This window comes from Pseudomonas fluorescens, from assembly GCF_001307155.1.
Classification (GTDB): Bacteria; Pseudomonadota; Gammaproteobacteria; order Pseudomonadales; family Pseudomonadaceae; genus Aquipseudomonas; species Aquipseudomonas helvetica.
The window spans coordinates 3,791,054-3,812,022 of the sequence record NZ_CP012830.1 but is presented as its reverse complement, the minus strand read 5'-3'; the positions used below and the strand labels follow the sequence as shown (position 1 = coordinate 3,812,022).

Genomic DNA, 20,969 nt, shown 5'->3' with positions numbered 1-20,969 from the left:
TGTCGTAGGCCAAAGCAAAAACATGAAACTGATCGCTGCTGTCTTATCCGTCCTTGCCGTAACGGTCGGCCTCAGCGGCTGTATCGGCCCGCCGATCGAACTGACCCCGAAGACCGAGCAGATTCTGCGCTCGACCCCGCCGATCCGCTTTTTGCTGACCTTTGACGACGGTCCAAGCGCGTCCAGTTTTTTCAATCCGACCAGTGCCGTTCTCGACGTGCTTGCCAACAACCCGATTGAGCCGGGTATCAAGGCGGTGTTCTTCGTACAGACACAAGCCCCCCGGGCCGGTGGCAGCGAACTGGGCAAAACAATCATGCAGCGTGAACATGCCGAGGGCCAGACCCTGGGTTTCCACACCGCCACGCAGTGGCATACCAATCACCGCTCACTCTCCCCGGAAGAACTCGAACAGTCGCTCACCCAAGGCTCTGCGGACATTGCGGCGATCACCGGCAGCACGCCGGTACTGCTGCGGCCGCCGTTCTGGAATTACGACAAACGCACGTTCGCCGCGTATCAACACCATGGCTTGCATGTACTGCTGACCGACCTGAGCGCCAATGACGGCAAGATATGGGGCTTCAATGGCAGCCCGCGCCGGCGTTCCAACATGCTCAGGCAAATGTCCGAGGTACGCGAACGGATAGCGGCAGGGGAACTGCCGACAGTTGATGGCGTTATTCCGGTGGTGGTGACGTTTCACGACCTCAATCGCTACACGTCCTGGCACATGGGGGAATATCTACAGATTCTGCTCGACAGCGCCCGCGAGACCGGTGTGACAACCGCCGACAAACCGTTTTACGACGACCAGGCTGCCGTGCAACGCGCCGCCATGGCCCGCACGGTGCGCGATGACTCGCAACCGGTGCATTTGCCCGGCGTGTGGAGCTGGTTCTGGGACAGCAACTCTCATTGAGGCACGCCGTCGCTGAAGCATTGCGGCCCTGACAGTCATGTCAGGGCCTGATGTCGCGACTACTCGCGCGATTCGACGCCCAACTCATCCCACACCGACTCGGCCAGGTGGAAAGTCGCATTGGCCGCCGGGATGCCGCAGTAGATCGCGCTCTGCATCAGCACTTCCTTGATCTCGGCGCGGGTGACGCCATTGTTCGCCGCGCTACGCAGGTGCAGTTTCAGCTCTTCGTTGCGGTTCATACCGATCAGCATGGCGATGGTGATCAGGCTGCGGGTGTGGCGTGGCAAGCCTGGGCGGGTCCAGATGTCACCCCAGGCGTGGCGGGTGATCATGTCCTGAAACTCCGAATTGAACTCGGTCAGGGTCGCCAGGCTGCGATCGACATGAGCATCGCCGAGCACCGCGCGACGCACTTGCATGCCGTCGGCGTAACGTTGTTTCTCGTCCACAAATCACTCCTCAGATAGACTTTTCAGCCAACAAAAAACTCAGCACCCGGTCACTGAACGCGCTGCCGGCCTGAACGTTGGACAAATGGGCGGCGTAGAACTCGGCGTATTCGGCGCCTCTCACCCGCTCTTGAATGAAGCGCCCGCCAGAAGGTGGCGTGACCGCGTCTTCGGTGCCGGCGATGACCAGGGTCGGTACCGTGATCGATGCCAGTTGCTCGCGGAAATCGGCATCGCGCACTGCCGCGCAATTGGCGGCATAACCTTGCGGTGAAGTGGCGGCGAGCATGTCGGTGATCTGCTTCGCCACCGCCGGATTGGCTTGGGCAAAATCCGGGGTAAACCAACGGGCAATCGATGCATCGCGCAGTGCGACCATCGCCGCCGGACCGTCGCGCAGCACGGTTTCGATACGTGGGTTCCACACAGAGGGATCACCGATCTTCGCCGCGGTATTGCACACCACCAGTTTGTGCAGACGCTCGCCAGCGTTGATCCCCAACCACTGACCGATCAGCCCACCCATGGACAGACCGCAAAAATGGGCGCGCTCGATGTTCAGGGCATCCAGCAGCGCCAGCACGTCACGGCCCAACTGCTCGATGCTGTACGGCCCCGGCGTCACCAGCGAACGACCATGACCGCGAGTGTCGAAACGCAGTACGCGAAAGTGCTTGGTGAACGCCGGAATCTGCACGTCCCACATATGCAGGTTGGTGCCCAGCGAGTTGGACAGCACCAGCACCGGGGCGTGTTCCGGACCGTCGAGTTGGTATTTCAGTTCGCCGTCGGCGAGTTGTACGAATCCCACAGAAATTCTCCTTCAGGCAGTCAGGGCAACATGTTCGGCCAGCGCACGCTCAACCCAGGTTTGAGCCTGACCAAGGTAGTGCGCAGGGTTCATCAATTGATCGAGTTCAGCGCTCGAGAGCTCGGCAGTCACCTGTGGCTCATCACCGAGCACCGCACGTAAATGTCGCTGCTCGGCCACCGCGCGTTTGCAGCACAGTTCCAGCAGATGGTGGGCTTTATCGCGACCGATCCGTTGGGCGAGGACGATGCTCACGGCTTCGGCCAGCACCAGGCCCTGGGTCAAATCGAGGTTCTGCGCCATGCGCTCGGCGTCGACCTCCAGCCCTTCTGTAATTAACAGCGCTTGCTGCAAGGCACCGGACACCAGGCAGCAGATTTCCGGCAAGGTTTCCCACTCGGCATGCCACAACCCCAGGCTGCGTTCGTGCTCTTGCGGCATGGCGCTGAACAGGGTCGACAGTAATCCGGGAACACGCGTCGCAGCACCGATCAGCACCGCCGCGCCCACCGGGTTGCGTTTGTGCGGCATGGTCGAGGAGCCGCCCTTGCCCGGCGCCGAGGGTTCGAAGACTTCCGCCGCCTCGGTCTGCATCAGCAGGCTGATGTCACGGCCGAGTTTGCCGAGGCTGCCGGCGATCAGGCCCAGCGCTGCGCCAAACTCCACCAGCCGGTCGCGCTGGGTGTGCCAAGGTTGTTCCGGCAATGTGAGTTGCAGCTCCTGCGCCAGCGCTTCGGCAATCGGCATGGCCTGCTCGCCGAGGGCCGCGAGGGTTCCGCTGGCACCACCAAATTGCAGCACCAGCAGGCGCGGCTTGAGTGCGTGCAGACGTTGCCGACTGCGCGTCACCGCCCCCAGCCAACCGGCGACTTTCATCCCCAGCGTGACCGGCGTCGCATGTTGCAGCCAGGTACGTCCGGCCAGTGGCGTGAGCACATGGTGCCGGGCCTGGATCGCCAACGCTTCGCCGAGTCGCGCCAGATCGCTGTCGATCAAGTGCAGTGCCTGGCGCACTTGCAGCACCAGCCCAGTGTCCATCACATCCTGACTGGTTGCGCCCAGATGCACGTAACGTTCGGCGTCCTGATCATGTGCGGCGATCTGCTTGCCCAGCGCCTTGACCAACGGAATCGCCGAGTTACCGGCAATCGCAATCGCCTCGCCAAGGGCCGCAAAGTCGTAGTGCTCGGCCCGGCAAGCCGCCTCGATCGGGGCAACGGCAGATGCCGGAATCAGCCCGACCCGCGCCTCGGCCCGGGCCAATGCAGCTTCAAAATCGAGCATGGCCTGAACCCGGCCCTGATCACTGAACACCTCACGCATATTTCGAGCCGTGAAATAGGCATCGAACAATTGATTGCCCGGTCGTTGCATAGGAGATTCCTTACGCGGCGCGCGCCCGCTTCAGGCGCGCGCCGACAAGTCAAAGTTCGTTTTCCAGGTACGCTGCCTGCCTCGGCAAACGCAGGCTGAACAGGAAGGCGATCGCCATCATCGCCGTCACGTACCAGTAGAAGGAGTTTTCGATACCCACCGATTTCAGGCTCAAGGCCACGTACTCGGCCGAACCGCCGAAGATCGCATTGGCCACCGCGTAGGCCAGGCCCACCCCCAGCGCACGGACTTGCGGCGGGAACATTTCGGCTTTCACCAGACCGCTGATCGAGGTGTAGAAACTGACGATGGCCAATGCCACGGTGATCAGCCCAAACGCCAGGAACGGGTTGGTCACCGACTTCAAGGTCAGCAGGATCGGCACGGTGAACAAAGTCCCCAGCGCACCGAACCAAAGCATCGAGTTGCGCCGGCCGATCTTGTCGGCGAGCGTGCCGAACAACGGCTGCATGCACATATAAAGGAACAGTGCGCCGGTCATGATGTAACTGGCGGTCTTGGCGGGCATCCCGGCGGTGTTCACCAGGTACTTCTGCATATAGGTGGTGAAGGTGTAGAAAATCAGCGAACCACCGGCGGTGAAGCCGAGCACGGTAATAAAGGCGGCGGTGTTGTTCCTGAACAGCGCGGCCATGCTGCCGGCATCCTTGTTTTCGCGCATTTCCTTGCTGGTGGTTTCTTTCAGCGAACGACGCAGGAACAGCGAAATCAATGCAGCAGCAGCACCGACCACGAACGGAATCCGCCAGCCCCAGGCACGCAGGTCGTCCTCAGTCAGGAACTGTTGCAGGATCACCACCAACGACACGGCCAGCAGTTGGCCGCCGATCAAGGTCACGTACTGGAACGAGGCGAAGAAGCCGCGCTGGCCCTTGAGCGCGACTTCACTCATGTAGGTCGCGGTGGTGCCATATTCACCGCCTACCGACACGCCCTGGATCAGGCGAGCCACCAGCAGCAGGAGCGGTGCCCAGACACCGATGTCCTTGTAGGTCGGCAGGCAGGCGATCAGCAATGAGCCGGCGCACATCATCAGCACCGAAATCATCATGGAATTCTTGCGCCCGTGCTTGTCGGCCACCCGGCCAAACAGCCAGCCGCCGATGGGACGCATCAAAAACCCTGCGGCGAACACTCCGGCGGTATTAACCAGTTGCACCGTGGGGTTGTCGGAGGGGAAAAACGCCGGGGCAAAATAGATTGCGCAGAAGGCGTAAACATAGAAGTCGAACCACTCGACCAGGTTGCCGGAAGACGCCCCGACAATTGCAAAGATCCTTTTGCCACGCTCTTCAGCGGTATAGAGACTGGTTATTGTTGTCATGGTTTTTCACTCGATGGGGACAGAGAGAGTCTAGACATACTTTGCAACAGCCCCGCTCCACAGAACAAACCCGAACACTGCGATAAACCTGTGGCGAGGGAGCTTGCTCCCGCTCGGTCGCGAAGCGGCCGTAAATCCGGCTGACCAGTTCTATATGAAAAACTGCACAGCCAGGTTTTGGGTCTGCTACGCAGACCAACGGGGGCAAACCCCCTCGCCACAGCAAGCGCCCTCGCCACAAAAGTGCGGTGAACTCAGTAATCGAAAAACACCGTCTCGGCATCGGTGCCCTGCAGGATCACGTTCCACTGCAACGTGCCCGTCCCATTGGCTTTCGCCATCAAGGTCGTGCGGCGCTCTTCAGGCACGCAGGCCAGCAGCGGGTCGCTGGTGTTGGCCAGTTCGCCGTCAAAATAGATTCGCGTCAGCAAGTGCTTGACCAGGCCTCGGGCAAACACCAGCACCACCAGGTGCGGCGCCTGGGTGCTGCCCTTGAGCCCCGGCACTGTCCCCGGTTTGATGGTGGTGAAACGGAATCGCCCTTCTGCGTCCACCGGCACTCGGCCAAACCCTTCGAAGTTCGGGTCCAGCGGTTTGTCTTGCTCGTCTTCTGGATGGTCATACTTGCCGGCGGCATTGGCCTGCCAGACTTCCAGCATCGCGTCGTTGACGAAATCGCCGTTGCCATCGACCACTTGCCCGGTGATCGTCACACGCTCGCCGAGAGTTTGTTCAACGGTCAGGTTTTCACGGTTCAACCAGGTCAGACCGATGTGGTAATACGGCCCGACCGTGTGGGACGTCGTCGCGTTCAGCGTCATCTTATTTCTCCATCGGCGTGGCATCGCGGCCGCGCAAAACGATATCCCAGCGATAACCGAGGGCGTAGGACGGGATGGTTTTTTCCAGGTCGAAACTGGCGATCAAGCGCTCCTTGGCGCTGGTATCGGGTACGCAGTTGTAGATCGGGTCGTAGGCCAGCAACGGATCACCGGGGAAGTACATCTGCGTCACCAGGCGCGTCAGAATGCTCGGCCCGAACAGCGAGAAATGGATATGCGCGGGGCGCCAGGCATTGTGGTGGTTGCCCCACGGGTAAGCACCAGGCTTGATGGTCTGGAACTGGTACCAGCCATCGGCGTCGGTCACGGTGCGGCCGGTGCCGGTGAAGTTCGGGTCCAGCGGCGCGTCATGCAGGTCGCGGTCATGGTTGTAGCGGCCAGCGGCGTTGGCCTGCCAGATCTCCACTAAAATCCCCGGCACCGGCAGGCCGTTCTCATCCAGCACACGGCCGTGAATGATGATCCGCTCACCCAATGGCGCGCCCTGATGCTGGGCGGTCAGGTCGTTATCCCGTTCTTGCAGAGACTCGGCGCCAATGGTCGGGCCAGTAATTTCCGACAATGAGTGAGGCAAAAACACCAACGGCTTGGACGGCGAACGGCGATTGGTCGATTGATAGGCCGGATGCAAATATTCCGGCTGGGTGCCCGCTTGCGGGCGACGGTAACCAGGCTTGTCAGTCATGAAACCTCCTCTTTTCTTGTTCGATAGCGCGGCGGCGCATCAGACCCGTTCGATGGCCAGTGCCAGCCCTTGGCCAACGCCAACGCACATGGTCGCCAGCGCTTTCTTGCCGCCGGTTTTTTCCAACTGATGCAGCGCCGTCATTACCAGCCGCGCACCACTCATGCCCAACGGATGACCCAACGCAATGGCGCCACCGTTCGGGTTGACCTGCGCTGCGTCGTCGGCCAGACCGAGTTCACGCAACACCGCCAGGCCCTGGCTGGCAAAGGCTTCATTGAGTTCGATCACATCGAAATCGCTGACCGCCACGCCCAGCCGTTCGGTCAACTTGCGCACCGCCGGCACCGGGCCGATGCCCATCACTCGCGGCGCAACACCAGCGCTGGCCATGCCCAATACCCGAGCGCGGGCGGTCAGACCGTGTTTTTTCACCGCTTCGGCAGATGCGAGAATCAGCGCCGCGGCACCGTCGTTCACGCCTGAGGCGTTGCCAGCGGTGACGGTTTTGTCCGGGCCGTTGACCGGTTTGAGTTTGCTCAGGGTTTCCAGAGTGGTGTCAGCGCGCGGATGTTCGTCCTGCTCGACCACGCTTTCGCCCTTCTTGTGGGCAATGCGCACCGGGACGATTTCTTCGGCGAAATAGCCGGCAGCTTGCGCGGCTGCCGTCCGTTGCTGACTGCGCAGTGCGAAAGAATCCTGATCGGCGCGGGAAACCGCGTAATCGTCGGCCACGTTATCGGCCGTCTGCGGCATCGCGTCGACGCCGTATTGAGCCTTCATCAACGGGTTGATGAAGCGCCAGCCGATGGTGGTGTCTTCCAGTTTCATGTTGCGCGAGAACGCTGCATCGGCCTTGCCCATCACGAACGGTGCGCGGGACATCGACTCGACACCACCGGCAATCGCCAGCTCCATCTCACCGCTGGCAATTGCCCGGAACGCCGTGCCGATGGCGTCCATGCCCGAAGCGCACAGGCGATTGAGGGTCACGCCGGGAATGCTGTCCGGCAACCCGGCCAGCAGCAATGCCATGCGCGCCACGTTACGGTTGTCTTCGCCGGCCTGGTTGGCGCAACCGAGGAACACTTCGTCCACGGCGCTCCAATCGACGCTCGGGTTGCGCTCCATCAGCGCCTTGATCGGTACGGCAGCCAGATCGTCAGCGCGAACCGCCGACAAACCACCGCCAAAACGGCCGATCGGTGTGCGAATCGCATCGCAGATATAAACCTCGCGCATCAGGCTTCTCCCGGTGCTTGGCCGTGGGCGGCAGCGGTACGCGCTTCAAGATCACGCAGCGCAGCCAATTCGATGGCGGTCGGTTCGGCGGTGTGCTCCAGCTGATCGGCAAAGCGGACAGCCCAACCAGTGGCGGCGATCACTTGCTCGCGGGTCACGCCCGGGTGCAGCGCGGTGACCACGAATTCGTTGGTGCCGGCTTCCGGTTCCATGATGCACAGGTCGGTGATGATCCCCACGGGACCGGCGCCCGGCAGGCCGAGACGCTTGCGCGAGTCGCCGCCTTCGCCATGACCGACCGAGGTAATAAAGTCGAGTTTGTCGACAAACGAGCGAGCCGACTGTTTGAGGATGATCAACACGCTTTTCGCCGAGCCGGCGATCTCCGGCGCACCACCGGCACCCGGCAGGCGGACTTTCGGCTGATGGTAATCGCCGACCACGGTGGTGTTGATGTTGCCAAAACGGTCGACCTGAGCAGCACCGAGAAAACCGACGTCAATGCGCCCGCCTTGCAACCAGTAGCGAAAAATCTCACCGGTCGGGACGACGGTGTCGGCGGTTTCCGCCAACTCGCCGTCACCGATCGACAGCGGCAATACCGTCGGCTTGGCACCGATCGGACCCGATTCATAGATCAGGACGACATCTGGAGAGGAAGTCAGACGCGCCAGGTTGGCCGCTTTCGACGGCAGGCCGATGCCGACGAAGCACACCGAGCCATTCTTCAGGCGGCGAGCGGCGGCGACGGTCATCATTTCATTGGTGGAGTAAGCCATTATTGAGCCTCCGACGCTTTGGCCAGCTTGGCCTGGAATTCACTGAAGTCAGCACTGCCGTGGATGTATTCGTTGATCCACGCGGTGAAGGTTTCACGGTCGCGGGCAATCGGATCCCAGGCCTGATAGAAGCGGTTGTCGCGCTCGGTATAACCGTGGGCGTAGGACGGATGCGCGCCACCGGGCACATGGCAGACCGCACTCAAGGCCCAGGTCGGCAAGACACAGGCGTTCATCGGCGCCTTCAGGTCGTCGACGATTTCTTCAACGGTGACGATACAGCGCTTGGCAGCCAATGCGGCTTCCTTCTGCACCCCAAGAATGCCCCAGAGCAAGACGTTACCCTTGCGATCGGCCTTCTGCGCGTGGATCACCGTGACGTCCGGGCGCACCGATGGCACCGCCGCCAGCACTTCACCGGTGAACGGGCAGGTCACGCTTTTGATCAACGGGTTGACCTTCGGCAAGTCGGAACCGGCGTAGGCCCGCAGCACTGCGAACGGCAGGCCGGAAGCGCCCGCAACGTAGGCATTGGCCAGGTCGGCGTGGCTGTGCTCTTCGATTTCCAGCGCGTGCGGCCACTGTTTCTCGACGGCATCGCGCAGACGGTGCAGGGAGCCTACACCCGGGTTACCGCCCCAGGAGAAAATCAGCTTGCGAGCGCAACCGGCACCGATCAATTGGTCGTAGACCAGGTCAGGAGTCATGCGCACCAGCGTCAGGTCTTTCTTGCCCTGACGAATGATTTCATGACCCGCTGCGGTCGGAATCAAGTGCGTGAAGCCTTCAAGCGCGACGGTATCGCCGTCGTTGACGAATTGCTTCACCGCGTCGTGCAGCGAAAGGATTTCAGCCATGGGGTTGGACTCCCGATTATCAGTAAACCGATGTGGAGGACAAAGCGCGATGAGCAGCGCCGGAATGACTGAAGATTAAGCCGCCGAAAAACCCCAAACAATCCGATAATCGACTAAGTGTTCGTTTATCGAACAGATTGTTGCCTCCCTATCGTTCCCACGCTCCGCGTGGGAATGCAGCCAGGGACGCTCCGCGTCCCAAGAGCGTCCATTGAGGCATTCCTACGCGGAGCATGGGAACGATCAACATTCAGCGTGGGAACGATCGCGACTCAATTCGCATCCGCATGGCTGACCATGCCTTTGATCACCACCGCCGTGGTGGCCAACGCGGCCGGAATCACCAAGGCTGTCAGCACCTGTTCGAAATTCCAGCCCAGGCCCAACAATGTCGCCCCCATCCAGGCGCCGAGAATCGCCCCGAATCGGCCAATCCCGAGCATCCACGACACGCCCGTGGCCCGACCTTGAGTTGGATAGAAGCGCGCCGCCAGCGATGGCATCGCCGATTGCGCGCCGTTGACGCACATCCCGGCAACCAGCACCAACGTTGCCAGCAGCGTGATGTTGCCCAGGCTCTGCCCTACCGCGTAGGCAAACACTCCGGCCAACAAGTAGAAAGTGCCGATCACCTTGTGCGGATTGAACCGGTCCATCGCCCAGCCCACCGCCACTGCACTCAGCACGCCGCCAAACTGGAACAGCGCACCAATGAAGGCCGCCTGCTCCATGCTCGCGCCGCTGTCACGCATCAGGGTCGGCAGCCAACTGGTCAACAGGTAGACGATGACCAGCCCCATGAAATAGGTCAGCCACAGCAATAACGTGCCGGTGCTGTAAGTGCCGGAGAAAATCACCGCGAACACATTGCGGGCCTTCACGGTTTTTTGTTCGGGTACGCTGAAACTCGACGCCTGGGCGATAGTCGCCGGATCAATCGGCGCCAGCGCCTTGCGCACTTTGTCGGTGCCGCGATTGCGCACTACCAGGTAACGCGCTGACTCCGGCAGCCACAGCAACAGCACCACGCCGAGAATCAGCGGCAGAACCCCGCCAATCAGCAACAAGCTGTGCCAGCCAAACGCCGGGATCAGCTTGGCCGAGATGAAACCGCCACCGGCCATGCCCAGGTTGAAGCCGCAGAACATGCTGGTCACCAGCAGGGATTTTTTGCGCTCCGGGGTGTACTCCGACAGCAGCGTGGTGGCGTTCGGCATGCCGGCGCCCAGGCCAAGCCCGGTCAGGAAACGCAGCACCAGCAGTTGCTCGACATTCGTGCTGTAGGCCGAGGCCAGACTGAAGGCGCCGAATAACAGTACCGCGCCGACCAGTACGATTTTTCGTCCAAAACGGTCAGCCAGCGGTCCTGAGCCCAGCGCGCCGAAGACCATGCCGATCAGCGCGGCACTCATCACCGGGCCGAGGCTGGCGCGGTCGATCCCCCAATCCTGGGACAGCGCCGGTGCGATAAAACCCATGGCCGCGGTGTCCAGGCCATCGAGAAACACAATCAGGAAACACAGGATCACCACCCGCCATTGATAGCGCGACAGCGGTTGGGCATTGATAAAGGACTGCACATCGAGGCAGTTCCCGACAGCGGATTGAGGCTGGTTCATTATTTTTATCCCAGGCAAGAAGCGCAGGCGAATACGCGCAGGCAATCGCCTCTTCATTATTATTCGGTCGTCTTCCGGTGCCAGGAGCAGTGGCCAACAGCAGCGGATGACGCTGCCGCGACATTAATGAGGCAAGGGAAACAGCGTCAATTCGCCAAACGCGACTCTGTGCGTTTACCGAACAGCTTACGCAAACAGCTGGGCACTCAACTCACGGCTGGCACTCAACAACCCGGGCAAAAAGCGCTGCTCCAGTTCATTGCGACTGACCCGTCCAGCGTGTGTACTGACATTCAGCGCAGCCAGCACCTGACCGGAAGCGTCGTACACCGGAACGGCAATCGAGCGCAGGCCTTGCTCGAGTTCCTGATCGACAATGCACCAGCCTTGCTGCCGAACTTCCTGAAGACATTCAAGCAATGACTCGCGCGTATGCAGGGTGCGGCTGGTCTTGGCCTGCAATTCGGCATGTTCGAGGTAATCGTGCAGCGATGCATCGTCCAGCGCGGCCAGAAGAATCCGCCCCATGGAGGTGCAGTAAGCCGGCAAACGCCCGCCCACCGACAGATCGACCGAGATCAAACGCTGGGTGGTTGCCGAACGGGCGATGTACAAGATGTCATCCCCCTCCAGCGTGGCCATGTTGCACGCCTCGTGCAGTTGTTCGCTCATGCGGTCCAGATAAGGCTGGGCCGATACCGCCAGCGGCGTCGAGGACAGATAGGCATGGCCAAGGGTCAGGACTTTGGGCAGCAGCGAATAGGTTCGGCCATCGGTGGTTGCGTAGCCGAGCTTGATCAGCGTATGCAGGCAACGGCGTACGGCAGCGCGGGGTATTTCCGTACGGTGGCTGATTTGCGCGATGGTCAGATGCCGCTTGCGCTCCTGGAAGGCTTGCACCACCGCCAGACCACGGGCCAGGGAGGTCATGAAGTCCGGATCGCCAGTGAATGCCTGAATCCGCTTGGCCGGCGAAGCAACGATCGGCGGCGCCACTGAAGCAAAGGAATTGCGCAATTGATCGTTCATTTCAGGTCATTCCCCAGAGTTCGATAGCTATTACAAGCTGCTCCGGAGCTTGTGTACAAGCATCGGCAGCCAAGGTTGGGCGATTATCGAACCATTAATCGATAATCGCAATCAACCGACGCACGACCCAATGGCATAAGGCCTGCGGTACATTTTCCGATAAGACCGGGAACCGTTCATTACAGATTTTGACACTTTAGCTGACACTGAATAACAACCACGTTCTAATCCACTCAACTTGTACGACTTAATGGCGCCAGGAAATGGGCTTGTTAAAGACGTTGCCCCAAAGTGCACTGCACACACGACTTGCGGGTAACAACACAAATTCACAGAACGAAGCACTTTTAAGTTATTCGAGATAGTGTTCTGCCAATCGGTCGCTATAATGCAACTCAGTGATGACCGTGCTTGTTGGCAACTACGGGATCCAATCACTCAGGCAGCGCGAGGTTTCAACCCTGCTTCCTGCTGGCAAACGCCTGACGCTCATTTCGAATGCCCGACCCATGCGTTTGCAAAAAACAAAGAAACTGATGCTACGTCAGTGGTTCTACTCTGGTGCCGTGGCCGCCTGCACGAAGGAAGCTGTCAAGCACAACGCTGTCGCAATGGGTGTCTTCCCGGACACTCTGCTCGAGAGTCGTGTGACCGACACAACGAATGCAGTGCGTATCACCAGAATTTATCTCAACTCAATTAGGTAACACTGTGACGAAAGAAGAACTGCGCGCGGAACTTGAGCGCCAGGAACAACGTTACAAGGAAGTTTACGGCGGGGAAGTCACCACCTACGCCGCTCAGCCCGACCCGGAACGCAAACCTTGGCGTAAACGCGCCAGCATCCTCGATCAGGCCTTTACCCAGGAACTGCAGAAGATGGAAAAGGAACTCAAAGCCGAAGAGCCATAATCGCGAAGGTTTGAGTTTTCAGGGCCTGCGTCACCTTCAGCTACACGCTGAATGAAATGGCGTCCCATATCGCGCCTGCTAAAAGCCGGCGATTGCCACCTCACTCCTACCGGATGAGGTTATTGGCGCTTGGCTGGCCCTCCTTACAGATATTTCACACACCCCGTTCGGCCTCCCATCGAAGTCGCTGAAATGCCGGCGTGCGCCACAACACCCAATGAAATCAAAGGCTTGAAAAACCTACGGCAACGCTGGGACTTAGGGCCTTGTTACACACTAATTCGTTGAAGAATGTAACCGATGAGCAGCAAGTGCATTGATTAGCAGGGTTTTCTGGCATAATCGCGCCCCCTTATGACCGGGTCAGAAAACCTTCATGATCGATTTATTCAGCGGACTGGATGCTTGGGTGCTTGTGAGCCTCTTGCTCGCCCTGGCCTTTGTCCTCGCCTTCGAGTTCATCAACGGCTTTCATGACACCGCTAACGCGGTTGCCACTGTTATCTACACCAAAGCCATGCCGCCTCATCTGGCAGTGTTCTTTTCCGGTGTGTTCAATTTCCTCGGCGTATTGCTGGGCGGCGTTGGCGTGGCGTATGCCATCGTCCACCTGTTGCCGGTGGAACTGCTGATCAATGTGAATACCGGCCACGGGTTGGCGATGGTGTTCTCGTTGCTCGCTGCGGCCATCACCTGGAACCTGGGGACCTGGTACTTCGGTATCCCGGCCTCAAGCTCCCATACCTTGATCGGTTCGATCCTCGGTGTGGGCCTGGCGAACGCCCTGATCAACGACATTCCATTGGCTGACGGTGTCAACTGGCAGAAAGCGATCGATATCGGCGCCTCGCTGGTGTTCTCGCCATTAGCCGGTTTCCTGGTAGCCGCGCTGGTGCTGGTTGGCCTGAAATGGTGGCGTCCCCTGTCCAAGATGCACAAGACACCGGACCAACGCCGCAAGCTTGACGACAAGAAGCACCCGCCGTTCTGGAACCGCCTGGTTCTGGTGATCTCGGCAATGGCTGTCAGCTTTGTTCACGGCTCCAACGATGGCCAGAAAGGCATCGGCCTGATCATGCTGGTATTGATCGGTATCGTGCCGGCCCAGTTCGTACTCGACCTGAGCAGCACCACCTACCAGATCGAGCGGACTCGCGATGCGACCCTGCACCTGAGCCAGTTCTATAAGCGTAATGCCGATACCCTGGGCGAGTTCCTGGCCTTGGGCAAAAGCCTGGATGGCGATTTGCCGGAGAAATTCCGCTGCAACCCGCAACAGACCGAACCGACCATTACCGCCCTGCTCGGCACCCTCAAGGGTGTAGCGGACTACCACTCGCTGTCGCAAGAAAGCCGCATTGAAGTGCGTCGCTACCTGCTCTGCCTGGACGATACGGCGAAAAAGGTCGGCAAGTTGCCTGGCCTCGATGCCCGCGAAAAGGCTGACCTGGACAAACTGCGCAAAGACCTGACCACCACCACCGAATATGCCCCGTTCTGGGTGATTCTGGCGGTCGCCCTGGCACTCGGACTGGGCACCATGGTTGGCTGGAAACGCGTGGTACTGACCATCGGCGAGAAAATCGGCAAGCAAGGCATGACTTACGCTCAAGGCATGTCGGCACAAATCACCACGGCGGGCATGATCGGCCTGGCGAACATCTTCAGCCTGCCGGTATCGACCACCCACGTGCTGTCTTCGGGTGTGGCCGGGACCATGATCGCCAACAAAAGCGGCCTGCAAGGCGGCACCGTGAAAACCATCCTGCTGGCCTGGGTCCTGACCCTGCCAGCAACGGTGGCCCTGTCGGCCGGCCTGTTCTGGCTGGCATCGAAGGCACTCGGCAGCTGATCTACCGCCGTACAAAAAAGGCGCGCCCTCCTGGAGGTCGCGCTTTTTTTATGCCTGCAGGATTTGCAAGGATTTGTTGATCGTTTCCATGTCCTTGAAGGGACGCGGAGCGTCCCGGGCGGCATTCCTTTGCTGCGCGTGGGAACGAGATCTAAGCCATACGCGCTCTTACCACTCAGGCCGGCCGGCAGGCCGCCGTGCTGTTGCTGTTGATCTTGATCCACCCGCCCCTATCGGGAGGCCGAGTGGAGGTGTTCATCAGGGGGTGGGCGCGCAGCGCCGTACGGCGCAGCCGGACACATCGAGAGGAGGTCGTCGCGAAGCAGACCGTAGGCGATGCCCCCTGACGGACACCGGAGCAAGGGGACGCCGAGCCTAGGCGAGGTGCCGTACGCTTGGGGCGAAGACTTTTGCTTACTTTTCGCTGGGCCGGCACCCCGGCGTTTGGAAAAGTGAGGCGCCGTAAGGGCGAAACCGTAAGCGGCCGTTACCGCAGCAACGGATATGTACACCCGCAAGAGATTGGCCGGCTGTCAGGCCGCCATCGCGAGCAAGCTCAGCTCCTACAGGTTTGATTGGTGTACACCTACAAGCGCTGACTCCGCAAAAAACCGCAGGCAAAAAAAAAAGGGCGACCGAAGTCGCCCAAAATGCCTTGCGTGCTCGTGCTTCCAGAAAGACCTAAGGCTTTTTACGCTTATGTGCGTCTTTCCAGATAAAAAATCCAAACCCGGCAAAAAACAGAACCATGAGGCCAACTGTCAGCACTCCGGCAATCACCACATTATCGAAAAACATGACTGGCCTCCTGCACTTGCCCTGTTGCGATGGGGCTAAGTTACCCAATCGGGCGCAGAAGAAAATTGACCGGGATCAATGCCGCCCAAGACCGGGCGTAAAAGGAAGGGAAATAACTGACCTGCATCAATGGAAACAGGGAGGATCAACGCTTTTTCGGTTTGTTTTTCGGCTTTTTCTTCGCTTTACCCAAAGGCATGGCCTGCTCGAAAGCCTGGCGCACTTCGTTCAGGCGCTTTTCATTAAGGTCATGCACGCGCTTGGCACGCTCAGTGTTGAGGTCAATCAGCTTGTCATCTTGGCTCATGGCGTGGCTTACATCTTCAAGGTCAATACAGGCGTAGCAAAGTGACTACTGTCACCCTGCCCGCTCAGGGTTTGCCAATAATGCGGCCAATAGCCGGCGCTGACCAGTCGCCAGCAACATCACAGCGCAACAAAAAGTGAGTAAGCGTCAGACCTCGACATCGACCCACAATCCCTGGCGCGGCTGATCGTCTATCAGCGGGACAACCGGCACCGTGTTGTCGGCGTTCAACTCGTCACCCGGCACAGCCAAGTGCTCTTCAGGGTCCTCTTCGGCTTCGCGGCGACGCTTGTCGCGCGCTTGCTGACGCCGTTGCTCTTCGCGCAACAACTGCGCCGACTCTTCGGCATGGCGCTTGTGCAGGTCGATCGTACTTTCGCTGGAACTCGCCTCCACCGGCACCACCGGCGGAATATCCGGCCGCTGGCGTATCGGATCCTGTTGGGAAGTAATCGGCACGGCACTCAAGGGGAGCATCGGTGGCAGCATGGTTATTAGTCTCCTGACAGCAGGCTGTCGGCTGCTGAGTCGGCGACTTGAGCCAACGGTCGCAAACTTGCGAGCCAACGCGGCCCGAACCTTCGGCCGCTCCTACGCGAGTAACCCTTTGGCCTCGGGACCCGCATCCGTTAATATAGTCGGCTTTTTCAAGGCGGGAGTCAGGCAGCATGGCGCAGCAGTATCAACCGGGGCAACGCTGGATTAGTGACAGCGAAGCCGAGCTAGGTCTAGGCACCGTTCTGGCACAGGACGGTCGCTTGCTGACCGTGCTCTATCCGGCCACTGGCGACACTCGCCAGTACGCGCTACGGAATGCGCCCCTCACTCGCGTGAGGTTTTCTCCGGGTGACATGATCACTCACTTCGAAGGCTGGAAAATGACCGTGCGCGAAGTCGACGACGTCGACGGCCTGCTGGTCTATCACGGGCTCAACGCACAGAACGAAGTCGTCACGCTGCCTGAGACCCAACTGTCGAACTTCATCCAGTTCCGTCTGGCCAGCGACCGTTTGTTCGCCGGACAGATCGACCCACTGGCCTGGTTCTCCCTGCGTTACCACACCCTGGAACACACCAGCCGCCAGTTGCAATCCTCGCTCTGGGGCCTGGGTGGCGTGCGTGCGCAGCCGATCGCTCACCAATTGCACATCGCTCGTGAAGTCGCTGACCGTATTGCGCCGCGGGTTCTGTTGGCGGACGAAGTAGGTCTGGGTAAAACCATCGAAGCCGGTCTGGTGATCCATCGCCAACTGCTCTCGGGCCGCGCCAACCGCGTGCTGATCCTGGTTCCGGAAAACCTCCAGCACCAATGGCTGGTGGAGATGCGCCGTCGTTTCAACCTGCAAGTCGCGCTGTTCGACGAAGAACGCTTCATCGAAAGCGATGCCGGCAACCCGTTCGAAGACACCCAGCTCGCACTGGTCGCTCTGGAATGGCTGGTGGACGACGAAAAGGCCCAGGACGCGTTGTTCGCTGCCGGCTGGGACCTGCTGGTGGTCGACGAAGCGCACCACCTGGTGTGGCACGAAGATCAGGTCAGCCCTGAGTATTCGCTGGTCGAGCAACTCGCGGAAACCATTCCCGGTGTGCTGCTGCTGACCGCGACCCCGGAGCAACTGGGTCAGGACAGCCACTTCGCGCGCCTGCGCCTGCTCGATCCAAACCGTTTCCATGACCTGAAAGCCTTCCGCGCCGAGAGCGAAAACTATCGCCCGGTGGCCGAAGCCGTTCAGGAGCTGATGGACCAGGGGCGCTTGTCCCCGGCCGCACACAAAACCATCCAGGGTTTCCTCGGTGACGAAGGCGAAGCGCTGCTGACTGCCGTCAACGCTGGCGACGCCGAGGCCAGCGCCCGTCTGGTCCGCGAATTGCTGGACCGCCACGGCACTGGCCGCGTGCTGTTCCGCAACACCCGCGCCGCGGTACAAGGCTTCCCGGAACGCAAACTGCACCCGTACCCGCTGCCGTGCCCGGACGAATACCTAGAACTGCCGCTGGGCGAACACGCCGAGCTGTATCCGGAAGTCAGCTTCCAGGCTCAGCCGGATATAGATGAAGAACAACGCTGGTGGCGCTTCGACCCTCGTGTCGAATGGCTGATCGACCAGCTGAAAATGCTCAAGCGCACCAAAGTGCTGGTGATCTGTGCCCACGCCGAAACCGCGATGGACCTGGAAGACGCCCTGCGCGTACGTTCCGGCATTCCGGCCACGGTGTTCCACGAAGGCATGAACATCCTCGAACGTGACCGCGCGGCGGCTTACTTCGCTGACGAAGAATTCGGTGCCCAGGTACTGATCTGTTCGGAAATCGGCAGTGAAGGTCGCAACTTCCAGTTCTCCCACCACCTGGTGCTGTTCGATCTGCCATCGCACCCTGACCTGCTGGAACAGCGGATCGGGCGTCTGGACCGGATCGGTCAGAAGCACGTCATCGAACTGCACGTGCCGTACCTGGAAACCAGCCCGCAAGAGCGCCTGTTCCAGTGGTATCACGAAGCGCTGAATGCGTTCCTCAACACCTGCCCGACCGGCAACGCCTTGCAGCATCAGTTCGGCCCGCGCCTGCTGCCGCTGCTGGAAAATGCCGATGACGGCGAGTGGCAAGCGCTGATCGACGAAGCCCGCACCACCCGTGAAAACCTCGAAGCCGAGTTGCACAGCGGTCGTGACCGCCTGCTGGAACTCAACTCCGGTGGCGCTGGCGAAGGTGACGCGCTGGTTGAGGCGATTCTTGAGCAAGACGATCAGTTCGCCCTGCCGATCTACATGGAAACCCTGTTCGACGCATTCGGCATCGACAGCGAAGACCATTCGGAAAACGCGCTGATCCTCAAGCCGAGCGAAAAAATGCTCGACGCCAGCTTCCCGCTGGGTGACGACGAAGGCGTGACCATCACCTACGACCGCAACCAGGCGCTGTCTCGCGAAGACATGCAATTCATCACCTGGGAGCACCCGATGGTTCAGGGCGGCATGGACCTGGTGCTGTCCGGTTCGATGGGCAACACCGCCGTGGCGCTGATCAAGAACAAGGCGCTCAAGCCTGGCACCGTGTTGCTGGAACTGCTCTATGTCAGCGAAGTGGTTGCCCCGCGCTCGCTGCAACTGGGCCGTTACCTGCCGCCGGCCGCGCTGCGCTGCCTGCTCGATGCCAACGGCAACGACCTGTCGGGCCGCGTCTCGTTCGAAACCCTCAACGACCAGCTCGAAAGCGTGCCTCGCGCCAGCGCCAACAAGTTTGTCCAGGCCCAGCGTGATCAACTGACACCGCGCATCAATGCCGGTGAAGAGAAGATCACTCCGCGCCACGCCGAACGTGTAGCCGAAGCGCAACGCCGCCTGGCCGCCGACACCGAAGAAGAGCTGGCGCGCCTGACCGCCCTGCAAGCGGTCAACCCGACCGTGCGCGACAGCGAACTGGTTGCCCTGCGCCAACAGCGCGAGCAAGGCCTGGCCATGCTCGATAAAGCGGCACTGCGACTGGAAGCGATCCGGGTGCTGGTGGCGGGGTAATCCCTCCTCTCCTCCGGTAAAAACAAAAGGCCCGCAGCGATGCGGGCCTTTTTGTTTTCTGAAGACCTGCAAGATCTTAAGCTGTTGCCACCGCAATTCCGGGCTCAACCACCGCCACCAACCCTTCCTTCATCCGCTTGGCATCCCGCACAAAACACCGCGAAGCCAGGAACAGAAACACCATAGTCGAAAACAACGCCACCGGAATCAGGTACATCGCGTCATGCAGCCCTGCCGCCTTGAAGGCCTCGTTCATTTGCTCGGCGCCGGCCGCCAGCATTGCGCTATGGGCAAAGTGATCGGACAAAGCGCCGACCACCACCGGCCCCAAGCCACCGCCCAACAGGTAGAGTCCGGCAAAAAACAACGCCATCGCCGTGGCGCGCAAACGCGGTTCGACCACATCCTGAATAGCCGTGTAAACGCAGGTATAGAAGTTGTAGGCAAACAACCAGCCGACGCTGAATACGGCGACGAACACACCGATTTCAATCCGTCCTGCATGCAGTGCCCAGGCCGTGCACAGGGTCGAGATGATCAGGCTGAACGCAGCAAACAGCAGCCGACCGTTGGCCACCCGCTGGTGAATCTTGTCAGCCACCCAGCCGCCCAGCGTCAGGCCGAACAAGCCGGTCACACCGACGATCACCCCGGTCGCCACCGCCGCTTGCTGCAATGGCATCTGAAAGTAGCGCTGCAACATCGGCACCAGAAACGAGTTACAGGCATAGGTGGCGAAGTTGAAACACAGCCCCGCCATTACCAGCCAGAGGAACGTTGGAATCGCCAGTACCCGGCGAATCGGCCGATCCACCCGCTCCTGGGACACGCGCACAGTTTCCGCCGCGCCGCGCTGGGGTTCTTTGATGAAGAACATGAAGATCGCCAGGATCAAACCCGGGATCGCCGCGATAAAGAATGGTGCACGCCAGCTGTCGAACGCCTTGACCATCGCGCCGATGGTGAAGAACGCCAGCAACAGGCCCAGCGGCAAACCGAGCATGAAGATCCCCATGGCCCGCGCCCGACGGTGTGCCGGGAACAAATCACCGATCAGCGAATTGGCGGCCGGCGCATAGCTGGCTTCACCGATGCCGATCCCCATGCGCACGATCAGGAAACTCCAGAAACTCCCCACCAGGCCGTTGACTGCGGTCAACCCGCTCCAGACCGCCAAGCCCCAGCCCATCAGTTTGCTGCGCGAACCGGTGTCCGCCAGTCGCCCTAACGGCAGACCGGCAATGGCATAAACGATCGTGAATGCAGTACCGATGATCCCCAGTTGAAAGTCGCTGAGGTGCCATTCCATGCGGATTGGCTCGATGATAATCGCCGGGATTGTACGATCGAAGAAGTTGAACAGATTGGCCAGAAACAGCAGGAACAGAATGCGCCAGGCATTCGCCGCTTGGGTCGAGTTCTGCATGGGTCCGTCTCTTTTATTGTTATGAGGGCTTCACTGCCGACAACACTCCAGCCCGGTACCCGCAATCTAGTCAGCGCCATGGCCGCTGTCTGTCATTATTCGTCAGGCTGATACCCGCTCATGACAGCCAACGCCGCGCGCGTGACAATTTATGTCTAAGCGCTCCCCGGCTTATTGCAAAATCATTAGTGCCAATGTGCCA

At 60.1% G+C, this 20,969-nt stretch carries 20 protein-coding genes; 5 read left to right on the top strand and 15 right to left on the bottom strand.

Annotated features, from left to right (window positions below; genetic code table 11):
- Positions 1 to 22 precede the first annotated feature (22 nt).
- Complete coding sequence (locus AO353_RS17240; protein ID WP_054596040.1) at positions 23 to 922, top strand: polysaccharide deacetylase family protein; 900 nt, start codon at positions 23 to 25, stop codon at positions 920 to 922.
- A 59-nt stretch (positions 923 to 981) separates the two neighbouring features.
- On the opposite strand, the gene pcaC is transcribed toward AO353_RS17240, so the two are convergent.
- From pcaC to pcaR, 11 genes are all read right to left on the bottom strand, one after another.
- A complete protein-coding gene (pcaC, locus tag AO353_RS17235; protein WP_054596039.1) occupies positions 982 to 1,374 on the bottom strand; it encodes a 4-carboxymuconolactone decarboxylase in 393 nt (130 codons plus the stop codon).
- Between the two features lie 10 nt (positions 1,375 to 1,384).
- Entirely contained in the window at positions 1,385 to 2,185 is an 801-nt protein-coding gene (pcaD, locus tag AO353_RS17230; RefSeq protein ID WP_054596038.1) for a 3-oxoadipate enol-lactonase, read from the bottom strand.
- Between the two features lie 12 nt (positions 2,186 to 2,197).
- Positions 2,198 to 3,559, bottom strand: coding sequence for a 3-carboxy-cis,cis-muconate cycloisomerase (locus AO353_RS17225; RefSeq protein ID WP_054596037.1), 1,362 nt, complete (start codon positions 3,557 to 3,559; stop codon positions 2,198 to 2,200).
- Between the two features lie 49 nt (positions 3,560 to 3,608).
- Positions 3,609 to 4,904, bottom strand: a complete 1,296-nt coding sequence (locus AO353_RS17220; RefSeq protein ID WP_054596036.1) for an MFS family transporter — start codon at positions 4,902 to 4,904, stop codon at positions 3,609 to 3,611.
- A 254-nt stretch (positions 4,905 to 5,158) separates the two neighbouring features.
- Entirely contained in the window at positions 5,159 to 5,725 is a 567-nt protein-coding gene (gene pcaG, locus AO353_RS17215; RefSeq protein ID WP_054596035.1) for a protocatechuate 3,4-dioxygenase subunit alpha, read from the bottom strand.
- A gap of 1 nt (position 5,726) precedes the next feature.
- Positions 5,727 to 6,431, bottom strand: coding sequence for a protocatechuate 3,4-dioxygenase subunit beta (gene pcaH, locus AO353_RS17210; RefSeq protein ID WP_054596034.1), 705 nt, complete (start codon positions 6,429 to 6,431; stop codon positions 5,727 to 5,729).
- Positions 6,432 to 6,470: 39 nt separating this feature from the next.
- The gene (gene pcaF, locus AO353_RS17205) at positions 6,471 to 7,676 is read right to left on the bottom strand and encodes a 3-oxoadipyl-CoA thiolase (protein ID WP_173859965.1); all 1,206 of its coding nucleotides are present in this window, start codon (positions 7,674 to 7,676) and stop codon (positions 6,471 to 6,473) included.
- Positions 7,673 to 8,455, bottom strand: a complete 783-nt coding sequence (locus tag AO353_RS17200; RefSeq protein ID WP_173859966.1) for a CoA-transferase subunit beta — start codon at positions 8,453 to 8,455, stop codon at positions 7,673 to 7,675. Before AO353_RS17200 ends, pcaF begins: the two co-directional genes overlap by 4 nt.
- The gene (locus AO353_RS17195; protein ID WP_054596031.1) at positions 8,452 to 9,309 is read right to left on the bottom strand and encodes a CoA transferase subunit A; all 858 of its coding nucleotides are present in this window, start codon (positions 9,307 to 9,309) and stop codon (positions 8,452 to 8,454) included. The genes AO353_RS17200 and AO353_RS17195 overlap by 4 nt, the downstream gene beginning before the upstream one ends.
- Positions 9,310 to 9,581: 272 nt before the next feature.
- Complete coding sequence (locus AO353_RS17190) at positions 9,582 to 10,928, bottom strand: MFS transporter (RefSeq protein WP_054596030.1); 1,347 nt, start codon at positions 10,926 to 10,928, stop codon at positions 9,582 to 9,584.
- Between the two features lie 186 nt (positions 10,929 to 11,114).
- Positions 11,115 to 11,957, bottom strand: coding sequence for a pca regulon transcriptional regulator PcaR (gene pcaR / locus AO353_RS17185; RefSeq protein WP_054596029.1), 843 nt, complete (start codon positions 11,955 to 11,957; stop codon positions 11,115 to 11,117).
- A gap of 401 nt (positions 11,958 to 12,358) precedes the next feature.
- Here pcaR and AO353_RS17180 point away from each other — a divergent pair, with 401 nt between their 5' ends.
- The 3 genes from AO353_RS17180 to AO353_RS17170 all read left to right on the top strand — a co-directional run bounded on the left by AO353_RS17180 (position 12,359) and on the right by AO353_RS17170 (position 14,721).
- Positions 12,359 to 12,664, top strand: coding sequence for a hypothetical protein (locus tag AO353_RS17180; RefSeq protein WP_054596028.1), 306 nt, complete (start codon positions 12,359 to 12,361; stop codon positions 12,662 to 12,664).
- A gap of 4 nt (positions 12,665 to 12,668) precedes the next feature.
- Positions 12,669 to 12,869: a hypothetical protein gene (locus AO353_RS17175; protein ID WP_019692194.1), complete on the top strand. Its 201-nt coding sequence runs from the start codon at positions 12,669 to 12,671 to the stop codon at positions 12,867 to 12,869.
- A 376-nt stretch (positions 12,870 to 13,245) separates the two neighbouring features.
- A complete protein-coding gene (locus AO353_RS17170; protein ID WP_054596027.1) occupies positions 13,246 to 14,721 on the top strand; it encodes an inorganic phosphate transporter in 1,476 nt (491 codons plus the stop codon).
- Positions 14,722 to 15,402: 681 nt separating this feature from the next.
- On the opposite strand, the gene ccoM is transcribed toward AO353_RS17170, so the two are convergent.
- The 3 genes from ccoM to AO353_RS17160 form a co-directional block, all read right to left on the bottom strand.
- Positions 15,403 to 15,519, bottom strand: a complete 117-nt coding sequence (ccoM, locus tag AO353_RS31955; protein ID WP_007926603.1) for a cytochrome c oxidase subunit CcoM — start codon at positions 15,517 to 15,519, stop codon at positions 15,403 to 15,405.
- A gap of 145 nt (positions 15,520 to 15,664) precedes the next feature.
- Entirely contained in the window at positions 15,665 to 15,826 is a 162-nt protein-coding gene (locus AO353_RS31375) for a hypothetical protein (protein WP_007906621.1), read from the bottom strand.
- A gap of 147 nt (positions 15,827 to 15,973) precedes the next feature.
- Complete coding sequence (locus AO353_RS17160) at positions 15,974 to 16,315, bottom strand: hypothetical protein (protein WP_054596026.1); 342 nt, start codon at positions 16,313 to 16,315, stop codon at positions 15,974 to 15,976.
- A gap of 179 nt (positions 16,316 to 16,494) precedes the next feature.
- Between AO353_RS17160 and rapA the strand changes: the two genes are divergently transcribed.
- On the top strand, positions 16,495 to 19,341 hold the full coding sequence (gene rapA / locus AO353_RS17155; RefSeq protein WP_054596025.1) for an RNA polymerase-associated protein RapA: 2,847 nt from the start codon (positions 16,495 to 16,497) through the stop codon (positions 19,339 to 19,341).
- A gap of 76 nt (positions 19,342 to 19,417) precedes the next feature.
- On the opposite strand, the gene AO353_RS17150 is transcribed toward rapA, so the two are convergent.
- A complete protein-coding gene (locus AO353_RS17150) occupies positions 19,418 to 20,767 on the bottom strand; it encodes a spinster family MFS transporter (protein ID WP_054596024.1) in 1,350 nt (449 codons plus the stop codon).
- Between the last annotated feature and the right edge of the window lie 202 nt (positions 20,768 to 20,969).

Coding starts and splice junctions, on each gene's coding strand:
- AO353_RS17240 (WP_054596040.1), top strand. CDS start 23: ATGAAACTGATCGCTGCTGTCTTATCCGTCCTTGCCGTAACGGTCGGC.
- AO353_RS17225 (WP_054596037.1), bottom strand. CDS start 3,559: ATGCAACGACCGGGCAATCAATTGTTCGATGCCTATTTCACGGCTCGA.
- AO353_RS17220 (WP_054596036.1), bottom strand. CDS start 4,904: ATGACAACAATAACCAGTCTCTATACCGCTGAAGAGCGTGGCAAAAGG.
- pcaG (WP_054596035.1), bottom strand. CDS start 5,725: ATGACGCTGAACGCGACGACGTCCCACACGGTCGGGCCGTATTACCAC.
- pcaH (WP_054596034.1), bottom strand. CDS start 6,431: ATGACTGACAAGCCTGGTTACCGTCGCCCGCAAGCGGGCACCCAGCCG.
- AO353_RS17195 (WP_054596031.1), bottom strand. CDS start 9,309: ATGGCTGAAATCCTTTCGCTGCACGACGCGGTGAAGCAATTCGTCAAC.
- AO353_RS17190 (WP_054596030.1), bottom strand. CDS start 10,928: ATGAACCAGCCTCAATCCGCTGTCGGGAACTGCCTCGATGTGCAGTCC.
- pcaR (WP_054596029.1), bottom strand. CDS start 11,957: ATGAACGATCAATTGCGCAATTCCTTTGCTTCAGTGGCGCCGCCGATC.
- AO353_RS17180 (WP_054596028.1), top strand. CDS start 12,359: ATGACCGTGCTTGTTGGCAACTACGGGATCCAATCACTCAGGCAGCGC.
- AO353_RS17170 (WP_054596027.1), top strand. CDS start 13,246: ATGATCGATTTATTCAGCGGACTGGATGCTTGGGTGCTTGTGAGCCTC.
- ccoM (WP_007926603.1), bottom strand. CDS start 15,519: ATGTTTTTCGATAATGTGGTGATTGCCGGAGTGCTGACAGTTGGCCTC.
- AO353_RS31375 (WP_007906621.1), bottom strand. CDS start 15,826: ATGAGCCAAGATGACAAGCTGATTGACCTCAACACTGAGCGTGCCAAG.
- AO353_RS17160 (WP_054596026.1), bottom strand. CDS start 16,315: ATGCTGCCACCGATGCTCCCCTTGAGTGCCGTGCCGATTACTTCCCAA.
- rapA (WP_054596025.1), top strand. CDS start 16,495: ATGGCGCAGCAGTATCAACCGGGGCAACGCTGGATTAGTGACAGCGAA.
- AO353_RS17150 (WP_054596024.1), bottom strand. CDS start 20,767: ATGCAGAACTCGACCCAAGCGGCGAATGCCTGGCGCATTCTGTTCCTG.